The 24,163-nt window shown below is 45.5% G+C and carries 18 protein-coding genes and 1 pseudogene; 4 read left to right on the forward strand and 15 right to left on the reverse strand.

Annotated features, from left to right (window positions below):
* Window positions 1-20 precede the first annotated feature (20 nt).
* Entirely contained in the window at window positions 21-1,187 is a 1,167-nt protein-coding gene (locus ACJJIJ_RS10745; RefSeq protein WP_444886637.1) for a patatin-like phospholipase family protein, read from the forward strand.
* A gap of 507 nt (window positions 1,188-1,694) precedes the next feature.
* On the opposite strand, the gene ACJJIJ_RS10750 is transcribed toward ACJJIJ_RS10745, so the two are convergent.
* The 6 genes and pseudogenes from ACJJIJ_RS10750 to tnpB form a co-directional block, all read right to left on the reverse strand.
* Complete coding sequence (locus ACJJIJ_RS10750) at window positions 1,695-2,279, reverse strand: hypothetical protein (RefSeq protein ID WP_444937389.1); 585 nt, start codon at window positions 2,277-2,279, stop codon at window positions 1,695-1,697.
* A 211-nt stretch (window positions 2,280-2,490) separates the two neighbouring features.
* Entirely contained in the window at window positions 2,491-3,081 is a 591-nt protein-coding gene (locus tag ACJJIJ_RS10755) for a hypothetical protein (RefSeq protein WP_444937390.1), read from the reverse strand.
* A 650-nt stretch (window positions 3,082-3,731) separates the two neighbouring features.
* The gene (locus ACJJIJ_RS10760; RefSeq protein ID WP_444937391.1) at window positions 3,732-4,034 is read right to left on the reverse strand and encodes a DUF1330 domain-containing protein; all 303 of its coding nucleotides are present in this window, start codon (window positions 4,032-4,034) and stop codon (window positions 3,732-3,734) included.
* A gap of 914 nt (window positions 4,035-4,948) precedes the next feature.
* A complete protein-coding gene (locus ACJJIJ_RS10765; RefSeq protein ID WP_444937392.1) occupies window positions 4,949-7,600 on the reverse strand; it encodes a CBM96 family carbohydrate-binding protein in 2,652 nt (883 codons plus the stop codon).
* A 528-nt stretch (window positions 7,601-8,128) separates the two neighbouring features.
* Window positions 8,129-8,296 (reverse strand): annotated as a pseudogene (locus ACJJIJ_RS10770) (hypothetical protein); the annotation flags it as partial.
* 689 nt (window positions 8,297-8,985) lie between these two features.
* The gene (gene tnpB, locus ACJJIJ_RS10775) at window positions 8,986-9,174 is read right to left on the reverse strand and encodes an IS66 family insertion sequence element accessory protein TnpB (protein ID WP_444888935.1); all 189 of its coding nucleotides are present in this window, start codon (window positions 9,172-9,174) and stop codon (window positions 8,986-8,988) included.
* Window positions 9,175-10,278: 1,104 nt separating this feature from the next.
* Here tnpB and ACJJIJ_RS10780 point away from each other — a divergent pair.
* Complete coding sequence (locus tag ACJJIJ_RS10780) at window positions 10,279-10,662, forward strand: helix-turn-helix transcriptional regulator (protein ID WP_252082276.1); 384 nt, start codon at window positions 10,279-10,281, stop codon at window positions 10,660-10,662.
* Complete coding sequence (locus tag ACJJIJ_RS10785; RefSeq protein ID WP_252082278.1) at window positions 10,656-11,954, forward strand: type II toxin-antitoxin system HipA family toxin; 1,299 nt, start codon at window positions 10,656-10,658, stop codon at window positions 11,952-11,954. Before ACJJIJ_RS10780 ends, ACJJIJ_RS10785 begins: the two co-directional genes overlap by 7 nt.
* Window positions 11,955-12,162: 208 nt before the next feature.
* On the opposite strand, the gene ACJJIJ_RS10790 is transcribed toward ACJJIJ_RS10785, so the two are convergent.
* The 9 genes from ACJJIJ_RS10790 to ACJJIJ_RS10830 form a co-directional block, all read right to left on the reverse strand.
* Window positions 12,163-15,687 carry an amino acid adenylation domain-containing protein gene (locus ACJJIJ_RS10790; RefSeq protein WP_444937393.1) on the reverse strand — a complete coding sequence of 1,175 codons (3,525 nt, stop codon included), beginning with the start codon at window positions 15,685-15,687 and terminating at the stop codon, window positions 12,163-12,165.
* Between the two features lie 771 nt (window positions 15,688-16,458).
* Entirely contained in the window at window positions 16,459-17,475 is a 1,017-nt protein-coding gene (gene ahr / locus ACJJIJ_RS10795; protein WP_252082281.1) for an NADPH-dependent aldehyde reductase Ahr, read from the reverse strand.
* Window positions 17,476-17,647: 172 nt separating this feature from the next.
* Window positions 17,648-18,043, reverse strand: coding sequence for a YMGG-like glycine zipper-containing protein (locus ACJJIJ_RS10800; protein ID WP_252082282.1), 396 nt, complete (start codon window positions 18,041-18,043; stop codon window positions 17,648-17,650).
* A gap of 304 nt (window positions 18,044-18,347) precedes the next feature.
* A complete protein-coding gene (locus ACJJIJ_RS10805; RefSeq protein ID WP_444937394.1) occupies window positions 18,348-18,854 on the reverse strand; it encodes a DUF2878 domain-containing protein in 507 nt (168 codons plus the stop codon).
* A 1-nt stretch (window position 18,855) separates the two neighbouring features.
* Window positions 18,856-20,109, reverse strand: a complete 1,254-nt coding sequence (locus ACJJIJ_RS10810; protein ID WP_444937395.1) for a class I SAM-dependent methyltransferase — start codon at window positions 20,107-20,109, stop codon at window positions 18,856-18,858.
* Window positions 20,106-20,936: a DUF1365 domain-containing protein gene (locus tag ACJJIJ_RS10815; RefSeq protein ID WP_444937396.1), complete on the reverse strand. Its 831-nt coding sequence runs from the start codon at window positions 20,934-20,936 to the stop codon at window positions 20,106-20,108. Before ACJJIJ_RS10815 ends, ACJJIJ_RS10810 begins: the two co-directional genes overlap by 4 nt.
* Window positions 20,933-22,186: an NAD(P)/FAD-dependent oxidoreductase gene (locus ACJJIJ_RS10820; RefSeq protein WP_444922961.1), complete on the reverse strand. Its 1,254-nt coding sequence runs from the start codon at window positions 22,184-22,186 to the stop codon at window positions 20,933-20,935. The genes ACJJIJ_RS10815 and ACJJIJ_RS10820 overlap by 4 nt, the downstream gene beginning before the upstream one ends.
* Window positions 22,186-22,962, reverse strand: a complete 777-nt coding sequence (locus tag ACJJIJ_RS10825) for an SDR family NAD(P)-dependent oxidoreductase (RefSeq protein ID WP_444937397.1) — start codon at window positions 22,960-22,962, stop codon at window positions 22,186-22,188. The genes ACJJIJ_RS10820 and ACJJIJ_RS10825 overlap by 1 nt, the downstream gene beginning before the upstream one ends.
* Before the next feature lie 3 nt (window positions 22,963-22,965).
* Window positions 22,966-23,397, reverse strand: a complete 432-nt coding sequence (locus tag ACJJIJ_RS10830; RefSeq protein ID WP_252082292.1) for a nuclear transport factor 2 family protein — start codon at window positions 23,395-23,397, stop codon at window positions 22,966-22,968.
* 147 nt (window positions 23,398-23,544) lie between these two features.
* Between ACJJIJ_RS10830 and ACJJIJ_RS10835 the strand changes: the two genes are divergently transcribed.
* Window positions 23,545-24,162, forward strand: coding sequence for a sigma-70 family RNA polymerase sigma factor (locus ACJJIJ_RS10835; protein ID WP_252082293.1), 618 nt, complete (start codon window positions 23,545-23,547; stop codon window positions 24,160-24,162).
* Window position 24,163: the final 1 nt, after the last annotated feature.

Here is a 24,163-nt window from a genome sequence, read left to right on the forward strand (position 1 = left end):
TAAAGAGCACAGGTCGCCCCATGAAAATCAGCCACATATCGACCATTCTGGTCGTTGTTATCATTGCTTTTGTGGGGCTATTGTATATCTACAATTATCGTCTGACCCAGAGCATTAAATTTAACGCTTACCCGGTTACAGACGAGTTTATTAATAGCAATGACTCTCTCAAAGACAAAGATACTATTAAAATTCTGATTATAGACGGAGGGGGTATACGTGGGTTAATACCACTCTATGTTATCCAATTTATAGAACAACAGACTGGCAAGCCTATTGATGAACTCTTTGATGTTTTTAGCGGAGTATCAACTGGCGCCATCATTGCCACAGGGCTTAATGTCACCCAGATACCAAATCAAGAAGGTATCCCAGAAAAAATAGACTCAAGAACTAAAACTGAGAAAGTAATCGATATTTATAAAAATGAAAGCAGATACCTATTTTCATCACCCTGGTATCACAAATTAATGAGCGGGAATGGTTTTTTTTCGCCTCGCTTTAGCGGAGAGCGCCTACGCAACACCATCGAGAAACACTATACCGATGAAATAAATTTCACTGATCTAAAAAATTACATCATTATACCTTCTTTCAATATACATACAGGCCAGTTACATCTGTTCAAAAACCGTGGCGAAACGGTTAACAAACTGCCAACGGACACACTGTATCAACTGGTCACCGCCGCAGCTAGCGCAGAGACCCTATACCCTCCTGTCGATTTTATAACTACTGGGCGGGATATTCGTCACCGCTATTACGCTGATGCCGCTATATACGCAAACAACCCCACCAGTATTATATTACGCGATATCATTAAAGAATTTCCGGGGAAAAACTACTATGTGTTGATTCTCGGATCCGGCACATCACCATTGGCCACAATGGAGACCAATTACAGGAACCTAAAAAGTTGGGGGAAAATTAACTGGCTTCAAGATCTTATATCCGGTGTGCAAAGGTCCATGGATGACCAACAACTATATACTCTGGAGATTGCAAGCTCTCTAAGTCCTAAAGGAAGAATCAGTTATAACTATTTAAACGTGGAAATTATCGACCCATATGTCGATCCATTTGACTACAAATCAATCGATAAACTAAAAATTCTCGCCGATAGACTGATCAGTGAAAACCAAGTAGAGATTGATCAGGTAATCAGTAACCTCAAGCAGAATGGGTAATTATTACTCTAAAACACCTTCCACACAGGTATAGTTTGCTTTTCATCACGGTCAACATTACTGTTTCCCGGTGAGACATTCACAGATGCGACAATCAGTATGGCAACTGGAAAATTGACGCTGGTAATATGCATGCTCCTAGTGTTTTTAGGAGCCTCCTCACTCTCCTTGGCGAGGAGTCTCAATGAGCAGGAGGCCCGCAAAAGATGCCTGCGAACCTGCAAGCATGTTTACTATCGGTGCCTTAAAAATAACCGGGAGATTCCAGCCGACTGTGTTAGCGACAAGAGATTCTGTGATTTTATTTGCTATGACGATGATCTCTATTATCGCGAGCGGGACTACCTAAAGCGACTCCATAGGCGCAACCGCTGGTATTAATGATTGATTCTGGGGCAGATCTCAAGATATAGAGATAAGAGGGATTAAATAGAGAAATTAAAGAACCAACATTCTCAAACCCCTGATGCCTTACACTGCCCCTGCACACCCAGGCAATAAACCACTTTAAAATTGCAATATTCCAATCAGTTCTCCTGAAGCATTTTTAGAGTTCAACTTTTGGACAGAGCGCACAAAGTAACCAGAGTGACTTTCTAACACATTAAGCCTTATAGTATCTCCCGCCTCAACCGAGTCAAAAAAACGTTGATTTACACATGTAGAGTAAGGCTGACCATAATCAATACTATAGCAAGTATGCCCCAAGCGACCTGTCCTCACCCCTTTACGGGTAACAACCTGCTCAAAGCTAGCCTCTTCGCCAAACGTATTTGTATAGTATGCGGGGATAGCATAATACACCGTTCCCCAAGTCAGCCCATAAAAAATTAAATACCACAGAACCCAGTAAATACCCCGAATAACAATATTCGAGCGGATTATCTTGTTTGAGGGGTGCTTATTCAGGAGAGCAGGTAGAACCCAAATCGCAGCCAAAAGCCCAACAATTACACCACCATAGCCTGGATTCTCATAGAACTGGTATCTACCAACGCTGGCAGAACCCATCAATAAAAGCACTATCGTCATGGATACCAGGGTATAAACTTTTTCTTTGCCACTGGCCCCCTCACGAAAAACAAAACTCACAAGCTAAACCTCATCAAGAAGCAATAAAAAATATAATCGGCAATCAAGACTACCTGCCCAACCCAACAAACTGGCCGCAAGGAAAGCAATTTTTACAGCGCTATTAGTGCAGATATAAGAGAAAGAATAAAACTCTATTTTTAACAGCGGAACGGTAGAAAATATAAAGCCGGGAAGCTAATAATTAAACATCAGCCTCCCTAAAAACGCTCTAAGCATCCAGAAAGCTATTAATGGCTGTAATACCTTTATAAGCCATAACCCCCGCCTGACGTATAATCGTCTCTTTGTACTTGCTGAAGGTGGCACTTTCAGCCAAGCGATGATCTATACAGCTCATCATATTAATAACCTTAGCAGTGTGGCTCTTGTAGATCAGGGGACCCTGAACCACAGAATAACCGAAACTTTTCAGTCCGATTAGCTCTCTACCGGTCACCCTAAAAATACGATCCAGAGGGTCACCAATCTGAAAGTCTTTATTAGCAATAGTCGAGGAAGTCGGCCGGGAAACCAGCTCCACCTCAGCTTTGGCATGTACGGCTCCCAATATCCATGCGTCATTCAAAATAATTGACCAGGTTTTTGTTCTCAACACCGAGCCGTTATCTCTTGAATTGGTTGGCCCAAAAACCTTTAATGCCTCATGCAAATCTTCAATACTACCAGCGACGATCTTTCCATCCTTAGTGGTGGCAGCATTATTGTAAACCTGCCAGCAAGCTTCGATATGTTGCGCGGTACGATCCGCCGGATTCAAAAGCCCCTCGATCTCTTTTTTGAAATCACTTTCGATATACATATATAGTCCTTTAAATCTATAAGGGAAAAATTCCAGATAGTGCGGCCACCTTATGTATTAAATGCCGAGGCCAATAGTTTCCCACCCCGCAAGAGCCCATTCCTTTCATATGGGTTCTGCCACAAGAACCTGAACACCAGTACCAAATAATATTGCCCTGACCAATCACCAAGCCAGTAACTTTTGTGAAGAGCTAGGTATAGCCACAACATGTCAGAATTGACAAATGTAACCTTTTTCGAGGTTACTTGCTTACCTTTGAATGTCAACATCCTTAATGATTTTTATTAGGGCAACTAGAAGAGGCTCACACTTTTTTCTATTGAACCCCCTCTCTCCCTAAAGCCTGCCATGTGGATTTTGATAAAATTTATGATCAGGTAAATCTCAGAAGCACAAACCAAAATCCTCAAGTAACATGTATCTATGCAACACAAATAGCACAAGGATACCAAGTGGAAAATTGCTAACGAATATAGCCCCGCATCACTAATGACATTGGATCATAAAGTGGGCCCAGCCCCCAAAAAATTTATCGGCTGACATACAGGGAATATAAACTGAAAATGTAAAAGAAGCCCAGAAAGGCTGAGAGCCAAAAATCTGAACCCTGGCAGGAATCAATAAGGCATCCCATACTTCGCACTCCACTAAGTATGCTTTTCATAGCCAGCTATAATCGTTGTACTAAGAACCGACAACTCAAAATACTTTTTCTTTACAGCCATATATTTAGGACTGGAGAAAAAGTCATTCATTATCTGCTCAGATGGAAACCTGATTGTAAACACACGATTTATTTTAAAATTACTCTCAGATTTCAACACCTCTGACACCCTAAAATCATAGCCAAACGAACCACCATAAGACTCCAATATAGGCCTCATAGCGTCACGATATACTTGGTAGACATCATCATTACTGACATCCAAACCTACTAGCATCTCATACATTTCAGTACTCCAAATCCAACCTTCGATTACTCTCTGGGTGATACATTTCTGCCTAGGAATTTGGCTAATTGATAACTAGTCTCTCCCCTAAACCAAAATCATCAACGTTTCACTTTACACCAAGCATAATAGGATTGAGCATTGCGTCCCAAATACATACTGCTGCACCAACAAGCCAGAAAGCCCCCAGGAATTAATAAGAGGGTGGTATTCCCTTCCTGAGAACCCAGATATAGTAAAAACACTATACTAGCCGGCACGGAGAGAAGTGATACAGCTCTATACAAAGGATTATCAAAAGCCAGCAATAAAGCGGCCGCTAAATAACTAGCAGGTATGCCAATGAGCACCCAATGCTCCCACGAGGCCGCATAAAAATACACCATAGCGCTCCCTAGTACGGCAAGTAAGAACTGCAAAAACTCCCAAGCTACTAAATATTTCAGCTTCCGTATCAGCTCACCGGATATATTTTTAATCCAGGGATACTGATCCTCTCCACGATTAAAATTTCGAAATCGGATTTTCATCAGTGTTGTGTGTCAAGTTCGGTACAAATGGCCATTGATGGATCCTAACTAGAGTTTTCTCATTAGAGACAATCCCAGCCGATATTTATTCTAGCTTATCGGCCAAGATTGAAAACAAATAAATTAATATAAATTCGTGAACTTAGAGAATGGTAGTCCTCCAAGCCAGAAGACCAAAACACAATACATAGGGAATTGTTTCAATGATTACTAAAAATTCCACCACAGACCCGGCGATACTCAGCCCGATCAAAAGCAAGTAAAACCATAACGTTTAATTGAAATATAGTCTTTTCTTACTGTATGGAAAATTCTTCAGAGCCAAAGGCAAAGTTACCAGAGGCTCCTTGGATTTATTGAAGTTGCAAGCTGAATCTAGGCTTTTTAATTATTGTGACGTCTTCGTTCAAGCTGAAATTGGTATAAAGAATCTATCGCTAATCCATCTGCCCTATTCTCCATGAGAATAAGATCTTTAACTTCGTGACTCCCGAAATATCTCTCACTATTATACCGGCCAACGTTTCCTTCTCCCCTTGTTCCTACAATCGCGCCCAAACCATTTAAAGAATCTGAAAGCACGATCCAAGGTGAATTTTGCCAACGCATTTGATAAGGATCTTTACTCGCCTTATTAAACCAAAAAGTATCCTGCCTATACTGTTTGCCTTCAATATTCCAAAAGATTGATTGCACAGAAGTTCTTCCAGCTTCGCGGCCAGGTCCTCCAGATGCAGAACGTGCTATCGAAATTAGAAAATCATTTGTTAAGCTTACAGAATCCACCAAATTGGACTGGCTAAACCACATATGAAAATCATTGCCCAACTGGAAATCATGCATCTCAGAGCCATCCCTATAATAACTTCCGCTAGCAACTGCTCCGAATTTACTGTTATATATAACATTGCCTGAACTAAAACTTTTTGAGATGCTAAAACCATGTCGATAATTTTTAGCCTCTACATTACTCAGCAAGCAATCATTAGCATTCATTAAAGTGAAAGCATAGCCATTTCCACCCTCTCCTAGATATTGAGAATTATTTATTTTCACATCTTTAATAGTTATGTTTTTAGAACTATTAATAACTATCCCATTAGAAAGATAATTAAATGATTCTCCGTCGAGCACGGGGTCAAATGTACTGACTGATTTTACCCATCCATCGATTAAATAATTTAAATTAATCAAGCTTGAATTGTGAACATAATAAGCTGGATTACCCTTAGTATTGTAATCATCATTTTTAAATCCTTCACTTTTTTGATAAACATAACTGACCCCCTGATCGTCTTGTAATGGCATATTACTAATTGATAGGTCCTCAATTCCAATATTTTTAACATGGGCCTTAGCTTTATATGCAATCGCACCAGAACTTACAGCTAATGAATAGCGGATAGGACTGTCTAGTGTTACGGAGTTTCCCTGTATATTTTCTATACGCCTTAAAAAGCCGACACCTTGAACCCAATAGTGATATTCGTATGACCTTTGTGGTGTCAACTCTATTTTTGCCCGATATTGTGTGTAGTCTCCATTTTCATCTGCCCCCCAAAATCTCCACCAAGAGGCAGCTGCATGTGAGTTTATGAAATCCCGTGTTGCAAAAGATCTAACAACGATGAAGTCACCCCTTTTCAAGGAGTTTCCATTATAATTCAGGGAACCATCATCTGGATTGTAAGTTCCTTCCAGTTCGATTGTGTTTTTAACTCCAAAAACACTTTTTGCTAGTGGAATCGGTCTAGTATCGACTATTATCCTTTCTTCACCTAACTGTTGATTAAGGCTTGCCCAGTATTGATTTCCATTTTTTGGCTTTACACCAATTATACTTCTCCTTCTCATGGAGTAGTCTTCTTCTAGGTTACCAATAGCTGATTGAGTGCCCAAAATCTTAGTTTTATTTACCCCATCTCCTTTTAATACAATGTCATCACCCCATATCCAAATCACTTGATTTAAAGATATTACTCCGGAGTTTTCATAGTGACTTATCCAGGCTGGGTCTTTAGTCACTACATTTTCATTCCAAAAATGTCTCGCATTTTTAAAATACTTTTGAGCCTCTTTAAGACTCACTTGATATGGTTCACTGTTACTCTTGGCGGGAAGATAGACATAATGCTGTTGACCCGTAGCACGCGCTAGAATAATTGCATGATCAATCGCTTTTTGAATGGCTATTGTATCGTCCTGCTCATCGCCAATGCCACGATAGTCATTTACATTAAGAACATCGGAGTCTAGATCTTTCACGACTCTTGTGGGAATATTTAAACCCCGCTTATATCCGGCATATGAAAAGTCCTGTATAATTAAATCCTCTTTAAACTTCAGACTGGATTGATCGCGGGTAACTAATTCATGAATTACATTATTATCACCTAGCTTGATATTAAGTTTAGGTTTAAATTCACTCGTTCCGGCTTCCAGTGAAGCTATATGCACCCAATGGTTCGCAGTAGATCCACCAATTTCATTTAGCTTAAGCCTAAGAACGATCTCGTTTGTTTTGGTATTTTCAATTTGCCAATTTATTTCTTCGGTCACATCAAAGGAGTACCACTTCTTTGCTTTATCTACATGTAATCTATTACGAAAATAGGAAGCTTCTCTGCCTAGATTATCCCAGCTTGAATTTTCATCAAGCTTATCGAAATTACTTTTGTAGAGTTCAATATACTTTTCAGTCCCGACTCCTGCACTAGAAACATATATCTTCAGTTCGGCTTTTTCTACTGGATAATTAGTCTCTGAAAATTTAAATTTTAAATATATTTCTCTTTGAAATTCATCAGATGATGCCCACTTTGCCATCAGAACAGGTTCCGAGTAGTAGGTGTCGCTAGCATAGTTTCCGCCGCGTATATAAGTATCAAAGACTGGAAACAGAACTCCTGTACCATTTTTTACATTTATCTCAGTGTAATCTCTGCCGTGAGATACTTGACAAAACAAAAAAGCAGATGCCAGCAATTGACACAAGAAAATTTTAGCGAATCTGAATGTGATACAATTTTTTTTCACTTTAAAATGTTTCCTCGAAAAATTGTGATAGTTGAGACAATAACAAGAGAAGCAGACCTTCGCTGATTTTCAATTAATAAATGATGTCTGATCAGACATGGCACTAGGCTAAGCCGTAGTAGTTCAGACTTGACCTGACAATTACCAGTTTTTCAGAAGGTACTCTATCAGGTCAAGTTTAGCTTACAAATATTTTCCTTTCTGGTCTTTTTATCCTTTCTAAGGGTTGTCATCGGTATACTGCCACAACACTTTTTAGCCTGATCAGTGCGGCTATTATTATAATATGTCAGTCATTGGACCAGTTCCTTTTGTAGCTCTTCTATGGATTCATAGATCTTACAATCCAATGAAATCTGAAAGAATTCTTGTGAGATGGTTTTATGGAAGCGCTCAAAGATGCTATTCGTTTGTGGAAGTCTAGCTTTGTAAGCGATCTTGCCTGGTCATGAGTAAGGATTCTATTTGAGACACCCAAGCTGGATATTAAAAGATAGCAGTACAACAGATTAGCAGAGAGGAATTACTTCAAGTACCTCCGCGTAATACCTGAAAGTGGAACTTGGCTGTGCAAATCAAAATGTAGTGTGAGCACAGCGCTTCAGCGTCACTGAGCGAAGATGCAAACAAGACGTTCTTCTGAACCATAACAAAGGGTTTGATTTCCTGTTCGGTCAAATTGCTGCCAATCTCTAAGCGACCATCATTGGATGATTACACAAAACTCATACCAATATTTCAGACAGTACTTTATTCCCTTACCCAGTGAAGATTTTGGTGGCACTTGCGGGTGGCTCTAATCGAGACAGAATGTGAAGGTGGCCATTATGAGTTTGGATTATTGCTGCCATAATTTATGCCTTTTTTCGATAAGAGATGGTTGTCTTTGGCTGTCCGTCCTCCTGCTCAAACAACAACGCGAAAACTGGATCAGCATCATTTTCCTCTACAGAACCTTCACCCCAAAATTCTGCACTTTAGAATAGCAATCCCAGTAGATCCTCAGGGTCTTCGTGTACTCAGAGCACCGGCCAAAGAGAGAATGCTGCAGCTATTTGAATTGAAACAATAGCTGACGGTAAGCCTTTTCAAATTGCTTGCATAGTTGAATACGAGAGTTTTACTTCACATGTATACTATTCAATCGGGAACTGTAACGTATCACCGGCAGCCATTGTGTTTCCCTATGTTAATTTATGCGTGGGTTATACCAAGGAAAACCACTCCCCAGGCTCAACAGGCATCAACAAAATCATGAAAATATACTATTTTTGGTTCTTAGTACTGAGTAAAATCCAATCCGGAAACAGCCACTGTAACTGCGGAGTCGACAACTCTATTACGTAATTTTAAATACCAGGAAAGACAAGCCTCGAATTCTCATTTCAGTTATAAAGGAACCAGAATCCATCATCTTCCCAGTAAAGCATGCGAACTTTATCGACCTTTTTATTACGAATAATAAAAAGATGAACGGATGTCGCACCTTTGTGTAATGTATCAGCCATCAGCCTGCTCTCGAAAATCGATCGGCTAATGTTAAACCCAGGCTGTGATGTTAAACGAAGCCACATCGTATTTGCAGACACATAAGAGCATCGGTTTGCACTAACAACACCGGACTATACATCACCAAGTTTATGCCATTGGAAAATATAATACGCCCAGATTTCCCGTAGTGGCTATGAAAGACTTAATATCCACTGGAACAAAAACAGGGATATCAGAACAGGGGTTTGTTCAGATAGTTTGCGGAATCAATAAAGGAACTAGCTGTAGATTAGGCTGTGGTTACGGGTAAATCCGCGTTTGGAATGAGAGCTTTTCTTACAGGCCCTGAGGTGACTTTGCCATAGCCGCAGATTAATGGGGCTTCCTCCGAAGTTGATGAAGTGGGCATCTTGGCTGCCTGCCAAAGCAAGTTGAGTAATGTGGTTCATGCACCGCTTACCAAGTTCGCCAGCGGCTTACTAAGCATGGCATTTTTGTAATAGTATCGGCGTAGTGTAAATATGCCGCACAATAGTTCACCTCAGCAACTCACCATTAGCCTCCTACTAATCCTAAGTTCAGCTTCTAATGTTCTGCAGATAGAGGAGTTTCGATTCAATCTAAATAATGAGAAATGTAGACATAATTTCCTCATTGTCATAATGCTCACGATGACAGGTGCGCAGATCTCTGTCACTGGAATTCCAAGTAACAAAACCAGAGAACTGCCCTTCCTACTGTTCTTTGATAAGAAGCGGACTTCCACTATCTTCACTGCCAGTCATACCCTCAAGTGGAACATTGGATCTTGGTAGATCAAAAGTGAAGGAAATCCAGAACTTATCAAAACCTAGAAACAATACTGAAAGCTCTACGCAAAGAAATGCAATGTGAGCTATTAGATTTCGCCTCTCTTTACCATTGTCGGCAACTCTCTTCCCGGCCAACTGGATATCCCTACCTACCCATTTCATCCCTGCCGCGAGGGAGGGGTATCCGCTTCACAGTTTAATTAGCGACTCCCTACACTATTCTAAAAGGTGCCTTTCTACCCAATAAAGGGTAATACTAAGCTTAAAAGGTATAAATGTACCTATTAATGACATATTATATAATCTTTCTATAATAGACAAAAAGTCACCTATTAAAGTAGGTCTTCACTCATAAGAGATTGAAAAACAGCTATTATGAACCTCCATGGACAATCCGATAAGCAGATACTTGCGACACTGGGCGACCGGCTTAGAGAGTATCGCTTGCGCATGAATCTCACCCAGGATGATATGGCTGAACGTGCCGGCTTATCCACCTCCACCATCAAAGGTTTAGAGGCTGGTCGCGGCAGGCTAGACAGCCTGGTCGCCGCACTGAGAGTCCTACGCCGATTGGACGCACTGGAAGCTTTTCTCCCGGCCCCAACAGTCAGCCCTATGCAACTTGCTCTTCACGGCAAACAGCGAAAAAGAGCCAGAGCCTCTAGCGCTGAGAAAGCGCTTAAAGAGACCTCTGCAGAAAGCCCCTCCAAGACACGCGCAAGCAAAATTAAAAAGAGAGGTAAACCAGAATGGTAAGCCAAACAAATACTGCAGTGGTGCAATTATGGGGAGAGATAGTTGGGGCCGTCCACTGGGATAGTACTGGGTATGGAGCCTTTGAGTACGCACCGGAATTTCTGCAGAGTGGATTGGATATTGCTCCAATTACTATGCCTATCGAAGCTTCAAAGGAGCCCTATACGTTCCGCACTCTCAGTCGGGACACCTTTAAGGGCTTACCGGGGCTCCTTGCAGACTGCCTGCCGGACAAATTCGGTAATGCCGTTATTGATGCCTGGCTCGCCCGACAGGGGAGAACTCCGGAAAGCTTTAACCCTATTGAACGACTTTGCTATACCGGTACCCGTGGAATGGGCGCACTGGAATTTCAGCCTGCAGTAGATGGTAGTTTTAGGGATTCCGTCGATCTCAATATTGAAGAACTGGTAAAACTAGCAGCAACAATCACTCATAAGCAGACCGACCTTAACGCCCAACTTGGCAACAGCGATGCGGAGAAATCCGGTGCACTGCTAGACATATTAAGAGTGGGCACTAGCGCTGGGGGCGCCAGAGCAAAAGCAGTTATCGCCATCAATAACAAAGGAGATATACGTTCAGGCCAAGTTCCCGCATCCAGTGATTACGATTATTGGCTACTAAAATTCGATGGTGCCGGAGACCTTGAGCTCGGTACAACCGATGGGTATGGACGCATTGAATATGCTTATCATCTGATGGCCATCGAAGCCGGTATAAACATGGCAGACTGCCAGCTCTTGCAAGAAAATGGCAGAGCGCACTTTATGACGCGGCGCTTCGATCGGGTGAATGGCAAGAAACTACATATGCAGTCTCTCTGCGGCATCGCGCACCTGGATTTCAACATGGCTGGTGCCCATTCATACGAACAAGCCTTTAGCGTTATGCGTGAACTTTACCTGCCCAAGAATGAGGCGATTCAGCAATATCGCCGAATGGTATTCAATGTTTTAGCCAGAAACCAGGATGATCATACAAAGAATATTGCGTTCCTGATGAACCCCAAAGGCGAATGGTCTCTATCGCCGGCATTCGATGTAACCTATGCCCACAATCCGGGCGGCGCCTGGACCAGCCAGCACCAGATGAGTATCAACGGCAAACGCGACCACTTCCAACTTGAGGATTTGCTTGCCGTGGGAAGAGCAATCAGTATTAAACGGCCCATGGATATTATTGAAGAGGTAGCAGCAGCCGTGAAGCAGTGGCAAGGCTTTGCTGAACACGCAGGGGTTTCTGAAAGCTGGACAGTCGAAATCAATCAAAACCTTCGACAACTCTGCTGATAGATAAGCAAAATAGTAAAGTCTGCAAGGAGCGCGGCTCTACAGAGGAGAAACACAACTGTAGAAACCCTGTAACTCCTCTGCTTCTGTAGATACTCTTATCTGAGCCTCCCCGCTGCTATCTTAATTTGGATAGAGGCCCCGCAGCATTTGCCTAGGGGCCAAACATCTAGAGCCTTTTTAGCGCTAAGTTATTTCTTCACCTCAACTAGCAAACGGCTTGCTCGCGGCGCAACTCGCTGCGCGCCGACTCTTTAGAGCCTCGCCGCAGATCAACCATGCGCGCGATGAACCAAATAAACGCTTCCACTTGGCCATTTAACACACAGCCTCCTTCGCAGATACTCTTAAGCAGACTTTGTACATCGGAGCAGTGCAAGGCGGAAACAGCCCCGCTGCTTTTAAGAAGTATTGAACACGTGGGCAGACCGGAAATTTCATGATCGCTCAAAGTGATATTGCCGTCGTAATACAAAATCCTTACTGGCTCTGACTGGTCAGAAACACGAATGGATAAAGACAAGTTTGGCGTTGGACCAGAGCGCTTGGCCAGTGATCGTTTAAGATAGCTGGAAAAACTATGAGCCCAAGCTTCTACTTCAGACTGTGCAGAGTTTGAATCCATCGATTGCTCTTTACCAGCCACCAATGAGCTATCAACTTCCCGCTCCGCCTCAATCAAAGCTTCAACAGTTTTATCGACATCCTCTTTCGTGTGAGCTGCCGAGCAAATCAGTCGGAGTCGACCACGCCCACTCTCCACTATGGGATAGGTAACCGCTGATGTCTGAACACCACGTTTATATAATTCCTGTACTATCGCAAACAGCTTGTCTTTGTTACTAAAGTGCGGCGTGACAATAGGCCCATCCCCTGTTCCCAAATCATAGCCAGCTTGTTCAAAGCGCTGCCGCATATAGCGTGTCGTATCCCAGAGCCGCTCCCGTAAACCATCATCGGTGCTGAGCCTGCGCAAAGCAGTCAATGCCGCGGCAATATCTGCAGGACTGATCGAAGCCTGGAAAATGTAAGCTCTGGATGATGATCTCAAAAGATCTACATATTCTTCCTTCGCCGCAATAACGCCACCGAGGCTACCAAGTGCCTTACTGAGCGTTGTCATAACAAAGTCTACTTGATCGGTAACTCCCTGAGCGGCACAAATGCCCGCTCCACCTTCACCATAAAAACCGAAAGAATGTGCCTCATCTACCAAGACAAGCGCGTCATATTTCTTGGCCGCGCGGACAATTTTGGCTACCGGTGCGGCGCCCTCTCCCATGCTGTATACGCCCTCCAGAACAACCAGGACCGTTCGGTATGGGGATACCTCCGACTCAAGCACAGACTCCAGGTCGGCCACAACATTATGTTTAAAGGTCCTAATCGTGGCACCACAAAGACGAGCACCATCCACAATAGATGCATGACAAAGCTGGTCGATAACCACTACATCGTCTTTACCAAGAAGCCCTGCAACCACTCCAACATTAGCGGTATAACCTGTTGGGAACAGGCAAGCGCTCGGCTTTCCGACCAGCTGTGCAAACTCAGTCTCGAACTCCAGGTGAAGATCTGTAAGGCCTGATGCTGCCGCAGAGGTCCCCATACCAGTACCAAATTTCGCTACTGCGGAAGCGGCCTCCTGCATAACTTTCTTATCTCGGTTCAGGCCAAGATATAGATTGGTGGTCCAGATTATTGCTTCCTGTTCTTCATCGTTATAAACATCACTCACCGTGCCATGAGTGGCACTACCTGTTCGTAAGACTTTGCTATAGGGATTTCTTCGCTGGTCGTTCACCATATACATGACTTCCTGCACCAGCTTGCTCTTATCCAGTGCAGACCAGGACGGCGCTTTTGCAGCCTGGAATGTAGGATGGCTGGACTGGATATGCGATTGGAAGCTGGCAAGTGAATCCGATGCAGTGCGGTTCACTTTTTCATCCGAACCCTTGGCTTCGCCATCACTCAAAGTGCCGAGGATGTAGTTCGCTAGGGCATTAGGAGTGGCGTAATTAATAATCGCTTGGGAAGCAACCGAGCGACCCAAGTTGTTGCTCAAACGTCTGGCCAATTCCAGAGTTGTGAGGGAATCGAGGCCGAGACCAGAGAAAGGCTGTTCTGGAGATACTTCTTTCGGATCAGGAAAATTCAGGAGAACGGCCACCTCTCTTTGAATAATCGATAATAAGATGGTTTGCTGCTCTGAGCTGGAACCAATCAGGCGCTGCATCAAGTCTCTGGAATTACTCACTGCATCAACACTTAATTCCAAACCAGCATAGCCCTCCTCTAGCTCCATAAGCTTTTTGCGATCGAGCTTATCATTGGGGAGCATAGGTAATACCTCTAGGTGCCTCACAATTTGCGGGACCATATATTTTGGAAGTCGCTGTGCCAAGAACTCTTTAACGGCTGTATCTGTTACCGTTTTATCCTGGTTAACAATATAGACCGCGAGCATTTTCTGGCCAATACCACCATCTACAGCGGCCGCTGCAGCAGCATCAATACCCGGCATAGTCTCAAGCGTCGACTCTATCTCCCCAAGCTCAATGCGGAACCCCCTGACCTTAACCTGCTGGTCGATTCGGCCAAGAAATTCGATCTCTCCATTTTCCGCCCACTGACACAGGTCCCCAGTTTTATATAAGCGGCTATCTTGGATGAGGTCACTAGATTCTATTTTGATGAAACGCTCTTTAGTGAGGGCTTCGTCATATAAATAACCTCTTGCCAGCTTACCTCCTGCAAGATACAACTCACCGGCTTCTCCTGAAGAAACGGGTTGCATGGACTCATTTAAAATATAGGCACGGGAGCCTGGTACTGATTTTCCAATTGTGATCGACTTAGTGCCAGGCTTAATTTCGGCAATGGTCGAATACACGGTATCTTCGGTAGGACCATAGGCGTTAAACAACCGTAGCCCTGGCCTCAAGGTATAAACTTGATCAACCAGTGACCGCTTTAATGCCTCTCCACCAAATACAAGACACTGAAGTCCAGCTGGCAACTTCTCGGAAGCTAATAATGTCTGCATTGCGGAGGCGACAGATACGCAGGTTCTGACTTGATCTGCTGCCGGATGGTTTGGTAATTCCAGTATATTCTTACCCAGTATTACTGTGCCCCCAAGTGACAAGGTCCCGAAGATTTCCATTACAGAAGTATCGAAACAGATTGAAGCCCCTGCAAAGACCCCCCGGAGTTCTTCCTCACTGAACAATTCATCCATAGAGTGGCACATAGCCACAATACACTGATGCTCAACCGCAACACCTTTTGGCTTGCCGGTAGAGCCAGAGGTATAGATCACATAGGCCAAGTCACTGGCTGATGGCCCCGCTGAATCAGCTAGAAATTCTTTGCCTTGAGCACTCACTCTGTTGAGCCAGATTAACTCACCCACTTCGCGACATAGGTCCGCAGAGCTATCACTATCCACGATAGCTGCCACAGCACCTGAATGTTCCAGCATGTAACCCACACGATCTTGAGGGTAAGCTGGATCCAAAGGTACATAGGCACATCCTGCTCGCATTACGCCAATTAAAGTTGCCACAAGCTCCCAGGAGCGCTTCATACATACCCCCACCAAGGCGCCGGGTTGAATATCCCGGCGCTCAAGCTCCGCCGCAATCGCGCCGGCCCGCTGCAGCAGGCACTCGTAGCTCACTCTGACCTCCCCATCAATAATCGCTATGCGATGAAGAGCTGCTTTCATTTGCTGTGCAATCAAGTGGCAGATTGAAATATTGAACTGGGATCTTATTTTGGAGTTTTTAACTGGACTACTCACAGAATCTTACCTTTTATCTTTATTAAAGATCTGGAAATTAACTTTCAATGCAAATTAATGTCTTTCAAACTTGGTCAAGTTTCTTACTTTTTAGAGCTCCCCTAAATTTAAAACCAAACACACAAGTACAAATATTTATTTGAACCTTACAAAAAGTGTAACACTCAAACTGATACTAAATTCTCTATTTAGAGAAGTTTTTAGCTTACACCAGAGCTTCATCTTTTAAATAAGTACCTCCAAGAACTCTAAACCAACAAACAAACGCTACGCAGACAAAAGCTCTAACAAGTAAATTGTTTAGTTATCTTTCAGGGAAAAACTTGATAAACAAGCACCTAAACCCCTTCCCTCGCAACCCTGCAGCTCAACCTTACTATAATCACCTTATATTTATTTTTTATTGACAAAGAAATTTATACGACTGCACCTACAGTTAAAAATTCACTAGAAAATGATTCACTCTCATTAAGCATCTAAATAAATGGTACATGTATGCCTACCTGCATTTCGAAAATTTTTACAGAGAGGGATAACAACCATAAAAAAGGCACCTTAAGTGCCATCAAGATTAAGCGGTTTATTTACAGCTTACTAAGAACAAATAAAGAAAATAAAATCAGAACCCGCGTATCGAAAAGTTTGAGAAGATCGCCATTGACCGCAATGATCCTAATAGCACCCCAATCCCTCCTATTACTCCCTGGACAGCACGATACGATACTTGGGATTGCCCGACTTCAAATGCTTAAAAGCTTCTTCTATCTGGCTCATAGGATAAATTTCCACCTGCGGCCTGATCTGATGGTGTGCGACAAAGTCAAGCATCGTTTCAATGGCTGCTGGGCTGCCCACTGGAGAAGCTGAGATATCGCGCTGGCCAAATATCATGGGGAAGAGGGTAAACTGGATTGGATCCACAACAGCACCGACAAAATGCAGGCGCCCTTTTGGTTTTAAAGCCTGAATATATAAATCCCAATCCAGATTGACATTGACCGTGGAGATTATGAAATCGAAACTCATGGAGGCTGATTTAATTTCCTCCGGATCACGTGAATTCAATGTCTTGTGAGCACCGAGAGAGAGAGCTTCGGTGCGCTTATGCTCACTGGAAGTAAATGCCGTTACCTCACAACCCCAGGCATTCAAAAACATCAAGGCCAAATGCCCCAGGCCTCCTATACCAATCACCCCCACTTTAGCCGTCGGTTGAATATCAAACTGTATCAGAGGGTTAAATACCGTAATGCCGCCACACAGGAGAGGCCCAGCCGAAACTAGGTCTACTCCCTCTGGAATAACCACCAGGCTACCCATATCTGCACGAACTTTATCGGCAAAACCCCCGCCGGTAAGAGTGGTAAAGCGAGCTTCGGCACACAAATTTTGATCGCCCCGCCGGCAGTAGTGGCAGGTCTCACAATAGCCGGAATTCCAACCCAGGCCGACAACCGTACCGGGCTTAAAGTGCCCAGCCTGCTCTCCCACAGCCAACACCCGTCCAATCACTTCATGACCCGCAACTATGGGGAACTTGGACACCCCCCACTCATCCTCAATCATGCTGAGATCACTGTGGCAAATACCACAGTAAAGCACCTCCAACTCCACCTCTGTTGCTCCCAGATCCCCCACTTCTACCTGATACGGTTTAAAGGGTCCGCCGGCTTGCATAACCCCATAGGCATTGATGGTAGTCCCACTGGTCATAACCTACTCCCGTGGCATTCACTGAAGGTCAACCCTGTGCATTCGGCCTAAAAAGCCGCGGCTAAGAAGAGAAAAAAAAGAGCCGGGGGTTTCCCGGCCCAAGCCAAGTCCTGTGAGGTTGCCGAATATCAGAGGACCCACGAGAAAACCTGGCTAACTCCTGTGAGGGGAATTAATTGAGCACGCGATATCCGCGCCCGCGCAGACAGTTCTTGATAATCTGCTGGGCTTCTGCACCGGCACTGCCAGCACCAGAGAGGCCCCCCACCAGAGCGCCCGCTCCAGCACCTGCCGCCGCTGCGCGACTGCTATCACCAACAATAGCGCCCAGCGCGCCGCCCACTACAGCTCCGCCCGCAGCACCGGTTAACCCCCGGCGCCCCTGGTCGCTGTAGGTGGAATAAGCAATCCCCTTACACTCAGAGAGGTCGATTTGATACTGGTTCATATTGACGCCCCAGGTATCAATCACAATGCCACCGGCACCAGGTACCTGTTCCGGTTGAGCAGCACAGCCAGCTAATAGAGCTATGCAAAATCCTGCAGTTGCGCTAATACCAGTTTTCATCAGTCACCTCTTACAGCCTGAGCCTAGAGATTGCGTATATGTCACGCTTTTCATCTTTAGGTTTAGCTGTTGGTTGAAGATGGCGCCAGTCGACAGTGAGAAAAAGCGAAGAAAAGAGTGACCAAATAGCCTAACAATCGGAGTTTGATATGGCTTTCGAACCTGCCAAAGCCATTGTGATTGCCTGGAGGAAAAAGTTAAGAGGTCTTTAGGGAGTCTTCAAGGAAAGGGGCCTACCTGCCAAGCAAAAGCTTAAAAACAAGCTTTCACATAAAAATTCACCCGCGAACAGAGATAAAACTCTTTACCGATAAGCGGGATTAATAGCGCGAGCCAAGTAACTAAATCCCGGCAATATCAATGCCCAAATTAGAGACAGGATCATCAGTGATTGCCACAGGGGCTGACCCAGCTCTACGGTGCCATTCAGAAAAGCGCCGGTGTAATAGCTAAAAGGACCAAAAAAACCACCCAGCAACACTGCCAACCACAAATTACGCTGCAAAAACACCAAGCTGTAACGCAATGTCATCGCAAAGTTCAACCATAAACACACCAGCCAGATGGGTGGCCAAGAAATACCGCTGAGATTTTGCAAGACACCTAAATGGAATAGAATGGAATCCACCCCCACACCAAATAGAAAAACACCCCCCAACCACAAAGTCTCCCTACGCAGGTTTGCCACAAAAGTTAAGTGGATGAACAAATTGATCAAGGTAAAGGGCACTACAATCCAGGGGCGTGCGACAATCACACAGAGAGGCCAGGCAATATCAAATAATAAAGCGTTGACTATCAACCGCCACATATCAGTCGATAAGAGCGCGTGGCTTGGCGAAGACGAACTGAGCAGTACTAATCACCCGCTGCATAAAGCCACCCTCGCAGTAACACAAATAGAATTCCCACATGCGGATAAAGCGATCGTCAAAGCCCAAATTGCGCACTTGCGGCAGCTGATTCAAAAATGCTTTGCGCCAATGTTGCAAGGTACGCGCATAGTCTGCAGTAATATCCTCTAATCCCACAATCTGCATATCGGTAGCCATGGCAGTCTGCTGAGCAATCACTTGATTAGATGGCAGACAGCCGCCGGGAAAAATATAGTGCTGGATAAAATCAATGTCTTTGCGATATTGATGGTAGCGTTGATCCGAAATGGTAATGGCCTGCATCAACATCAGGCCATCCTCTTTAAGCAGGCGCCCACAAATTGAGAAAAATTTGTGGTGGTATTCGTGCCCTACTGCCTCAACCATTTCAATAGAGACCAGTTTATCAAAGCGTCCCTCTAAATCCCTGTAGTCCTGTAGCAGCACGTGTACTTTATCTTGCAGTCCTTCACGCTCCACCCATTGGCGAGCGTATTGATATTGTTTTTCAGAAATAGTCGCAGTGGTTACCTGGCAGCCGTAGTGTTTTGCCGCATAAATAGCCATGCCCCCCCAACCAGTGCCTATTTCCAGCAAGTGGTCGCCGGGCTTTAATTGCAGTTTTTGGCAAATATGTTCCATTTTATGGATGGAAGCCTGGTACAAGGTTGTCTGCTCTGAGGGAAATATCGCCGAGGAATAGAGCATGGTTTTATCGAGGAACAACTGAAAAAAATCATTTCCCTGATCGTAATGTGCAGCAATGTTTTTACGCGAGCCACTGCGATTGTTACTGTTGAGACGATGCAGGACACGCAGCAGCACACGGGGCAATTTACTCCAGCGGCTATCCATACTTTCAATCAGGGACATATTGTCAACCATCAGGCGAATGACATCCAATAAGCACGGGGAGTCCCAAACCTTTTCCATATAGGCTTCACCGGAACCAATAGTGCCGTTTAACAATACCTGTACATAGGCAATGGGATCCCGCACACGAATATGCGCCCGAACTTTTGCCTGTTCAATTGGTTGACCAAAACGGTAATGGCTATCCCCTTCTTCAATCAATAGATGGCCGCGCTCTATCACTTGCATCTTGCCCAAAACCAGCTTGCGGGCGAGCCTGATCAACCAGGACTGGCTCTCTCCTTCGACAATAACCTGTGAAGATTCTTTTGCATTCATAAACGCTTCTCCCCTCCCTGGACTTCACCCCTGCCACCGGGATGGGCATAGACAGGTGTGCGCTTGAACCATAATTTCAGCGCCTGCCAATAAATTGTGGCAATCACTTTTACGGTCATAAATGGATACTGGATCAGGATACGATTGAGCAGGTCACCACTCAGCTCACTGCGGCGCAGACTGAGAATGGCATCAAATAAGGGGCGCTCTTCCTGCTCCTCATCGCTTAAATCAAAATTCTGTAAATACGCGGTTAGGCGATCGCCGGGAGTAATACTTCTCCAGCGATATCCCTGGAAAATCGGCATAAATGGGGAGACGTGAAAAGTCTTTGCAAAAGCTACTTTCTGTACACGAGCCCCAGAGCGGCAATCGAGTACATAGCTATGACGCTCCTTCCAGGGGGTATTATGAACATCCAGTAATAGCCAATGCACTTCCCTGCCCTCGGCATCAAAACAGTAATAAATACTGATGGGATTCATGTTATAGCCAAAGTAGCGCCAATTAGCGAGCACACGTATGGGCCCTTGCGGGCGCTCTCCCGCAACCCGCTCAACCCTGAGACATACAGCCTCTTCGACACTGAGTTTCGGATCGCCAAAAAAATCCTCGCGACGAAATCGAGCCGGTGCCCAGGGCTTTTTGGACCACCAGCGCGATAACGAGCAAAAATCATCCAGCTCCGCCAAGTCTAAATAAACCATAAACACTTTGTAGCGGAACTGATTTTGACGGGGCGCAAAACGACGGTGCTGAACCCAGCCAGTATAAATAGCGCTCTTCATGGCCGCGCCCGCAACGATAGCCTTTGGCTTTTCCTTCACCAATCAACCCCAAGCCCTTTGGCAACCCTCAGCGCACTGCATACCCCATCTTCATGAAATCCGTTGGCCCAGTAAGCGCCACAAAACCAGGTACGATTCACTCCGTTTATCCTCTCCCACTGCTGTTGGGCACGATTACCCGCCACAGAAAACTGGGGATGCGCGTATTCAAAGCGAGCGAGAATTTTTTTGGGGTTGATACGCTCCTCAGCATTCAGGGTGACACAATAGGTTTTATCCGTTGCCAATCCCTGCAGGATATTCATGTTGTAAGTGAGTACCGGCAGCTCATCGCTTTCGGCACGCAAGCGGTAATTCCAGCTGGACCAACTGCGCCTGTGCTGTGGTAATAAAGTGGAATCGGTATGTAGAGCCACACTATTACACGCGTAGGGGATGGCACTGAGCAGTTGTCGCTCCAGATTAGAGGTATCTTTAAGGCATTCCAGCGCTTGATCCGAGTGGCAGGCAAGGATTACCTGATCAAACGTCAGCTGCTCCCCCTTACTGGTCACTAGCTCTACGCTTTGCTCCTTGCGCCAGAGGGATTTCACTTTAGTGGAGAGCCGAATCCTGTCGGCATAGGGCGCACTCAGCGCAGGAATATAAGAGCGAGAGCCCCCTTTAATCACGCGCCACTGTGGCCGCCGCAGCAGATTGAGCAGCCCGTGATTGAAAAAGAAGCGCACAAAAAAGCTCACCGAGAATTCCAGCATCTGCGACACACTGGCCGACCAAATTGCCGAACCCATGGGCACCAGATAACGGTTGGCAAATTCGGCCGAATAGCCATTTGCCGGTAAATACTCACCCAGGGTCAGGCCCTCGTGAAGACGCCCCTCGCGCCAATCTCGCATAGCAGTGCGATTAAACCGCACTATATCCCATAACATGCGCCAGTGGCCGGCACTGAGAAGATTGGAGCGCTGGGAAAATAATGTATTGAGATTGTTGCCGGCATACTCATAGCCCTCCCGATCACAGCGCACACTGAAACCCATAGAGGTTGGCTGGGATTCGACACCCAGCTCATTAAGTAAACGAATAAAGTTCGGGTAGGTCCAGTCGTTATACACGATAAAGCCGGTATCAATAGCCAGGGTTCGTTTGCCTTCTTCCTCTACATCAATAGTCGCAGTATGTCCCCCCAGGCGGTCCTGTGATTCAAACAAGGTAATCTCGTGCTTGCGGCTCAAAAGATAAGCCGCCGTCATGCCGGCAATTCCACTCCCGACGATGGCAATACGCATCAACTCTTCCTTAAGGTACGAATCCTACTTATTTTTGGTGTGCAAAAACGAAACCAAAGAGAACGGAAAAATCCGAGAAAACGCAGTGGCAGGCTCAAGCGCAAAGGAAAATCGATTATGGATTTTCTGCGAGCCAACCCCACCTCAATATACTCCGCTGCTTGCTCCGCGCTAATCAAAAAAGGCATGTCAAAGTCGTTCTGCGCGGTGAGCGGGGTGTCGACAAAACCAGGGCGGATCAACACGACCTTGAGATTGGTATGACAGACATCCCCACGTACCGATGCCAGAAAATAATCCAGCGCGGCTTTGGAGCTGCCATAAGCCTCTGCCCTGGGAAATGGCACTAGCGAAGATAAGCTGCCCAATGCGGCAAAAACCGGAGAAGCACTGACAGCCAGCAGCGGTAAAGCACAATGCAATGTATTCACTACACCAAAGAAATTGGCATCAAAAACCCGCCGGTACATTGTGGTATCAAGCTGTAAATCATCGTCGTACTCACAAGTGCCAGCACAGGCAATTACCGTATCCAGATGATCGGTTAAATCCTTGAGGCGCTCGAAGGTAGAGGCCATACCGCTGTCGTCGGCCACATCGCAGTCGAGTATGCGAATATGTGTGGAAGCGAGCTGTTGCAGCTCTTCTAGCGCTTCACGCCGGCGCCCACTGGCAATTACAAAGTTATTATGCTCGGCAAGGCGCAAGACCAAGGCGCGGCCAATGCCGGAACTGGCTCCAGTAACCCATAGTGTCCTGTTGCGAATCTCCGTCACCAGTCAGCCCCGCTCCAGACGCAACTTAATCCTGCGCAACAGGGAGCCCAGCAGGGGCACCTGCTCATACACCATTGCCCCCATGTCATAGAAATCTTCGTGATAAAACACTTTGTCGGAAAAGCGCACCAAACTACAACCGCGTAAACGCAGCGGCCGGCCGCCCTTCAAAGACTGGTGCGCATAGTGCATATACCAGGGCAGGCAAGCACTATCACGGGTAATGGAAGCCTCCTCAAAGCGAAAGCGACACTGGGTAAGGCCGTGGCTCATATCAGAGAAATAGGCCTTGAGGGCGGGGAGCCCCTCGATTCGGTGCAGAGGATCGCGAAACACAATTTTGTCACTGTACATATTTGACAGTTCCGCCGGGTCTCTAACCAAAAAATCCCGATAATAAGACTGGACTTCTTTTACCAATGTGCGGCTGCTCATTTTCCCTTCCACTGTATTCCGCGGCGCTACCCCTCTGATTTACGTTAGCCTGCCAATGGCAGATCACAGCGCCAAAATAAAAATAACCCAATCCATTTAGTGCGCAGATGCGTAGTAAGGATCGACACAACATTAGAGAGCGCTAATATGGCGCACAGGCAAAGACAAAACGGCAATGGAATTGCGGTGAAAGCTTCCCAGGACTACAAGGATGACTGGAGCAGGCTGCTAACGCAGGTTGGCGCTCAGCGCGACCGCCAGGCGTTTGAGCGTGTTTTCCGACATTTTGCCCCGCTCATTAAGGGCTTCCACCACAGCCGCAGTACCCAGGCACTCAACGCCGAAGCGGCCGATGAACTGGTGCAGGAAGTTATGCTCAAGGTATGGCATAAAGCCCCCCGCTTTGACCAGGGCAAGGCCTCGGCCAGCACCTGGATATTCACTATTATGCGCAATTGCCGTATTGACATGTTGCGCCGCAACCAGCGCCATCAAAATCGCGACAACGATGTTGATGTGGCCGATATTTGGGATGAGAACCTGGAAAGCCAGCCGCTGCTGTTCTTACAACACAAGCGCAACGAGCGCGATATTGCCGATGGCCTCAGCGCCCTGCCCGCTGAGCAGTGCCACATTTTGGAAAAGGCTTATATGGAGGGAAAATCCCACAGCGAGATCTCCGAAGAATTGCGCCTCCCCCTCGGCACGGTCAAATCCAGGGTGCGCCTGGCCATGAAGAAATTGCAAGCTCGGTTCGTCAGGTAAA

The sequence above is a fragment of the Microbulbifer mixtoriginis (SeqCode) genome (genome assembly GCF_052467945.1).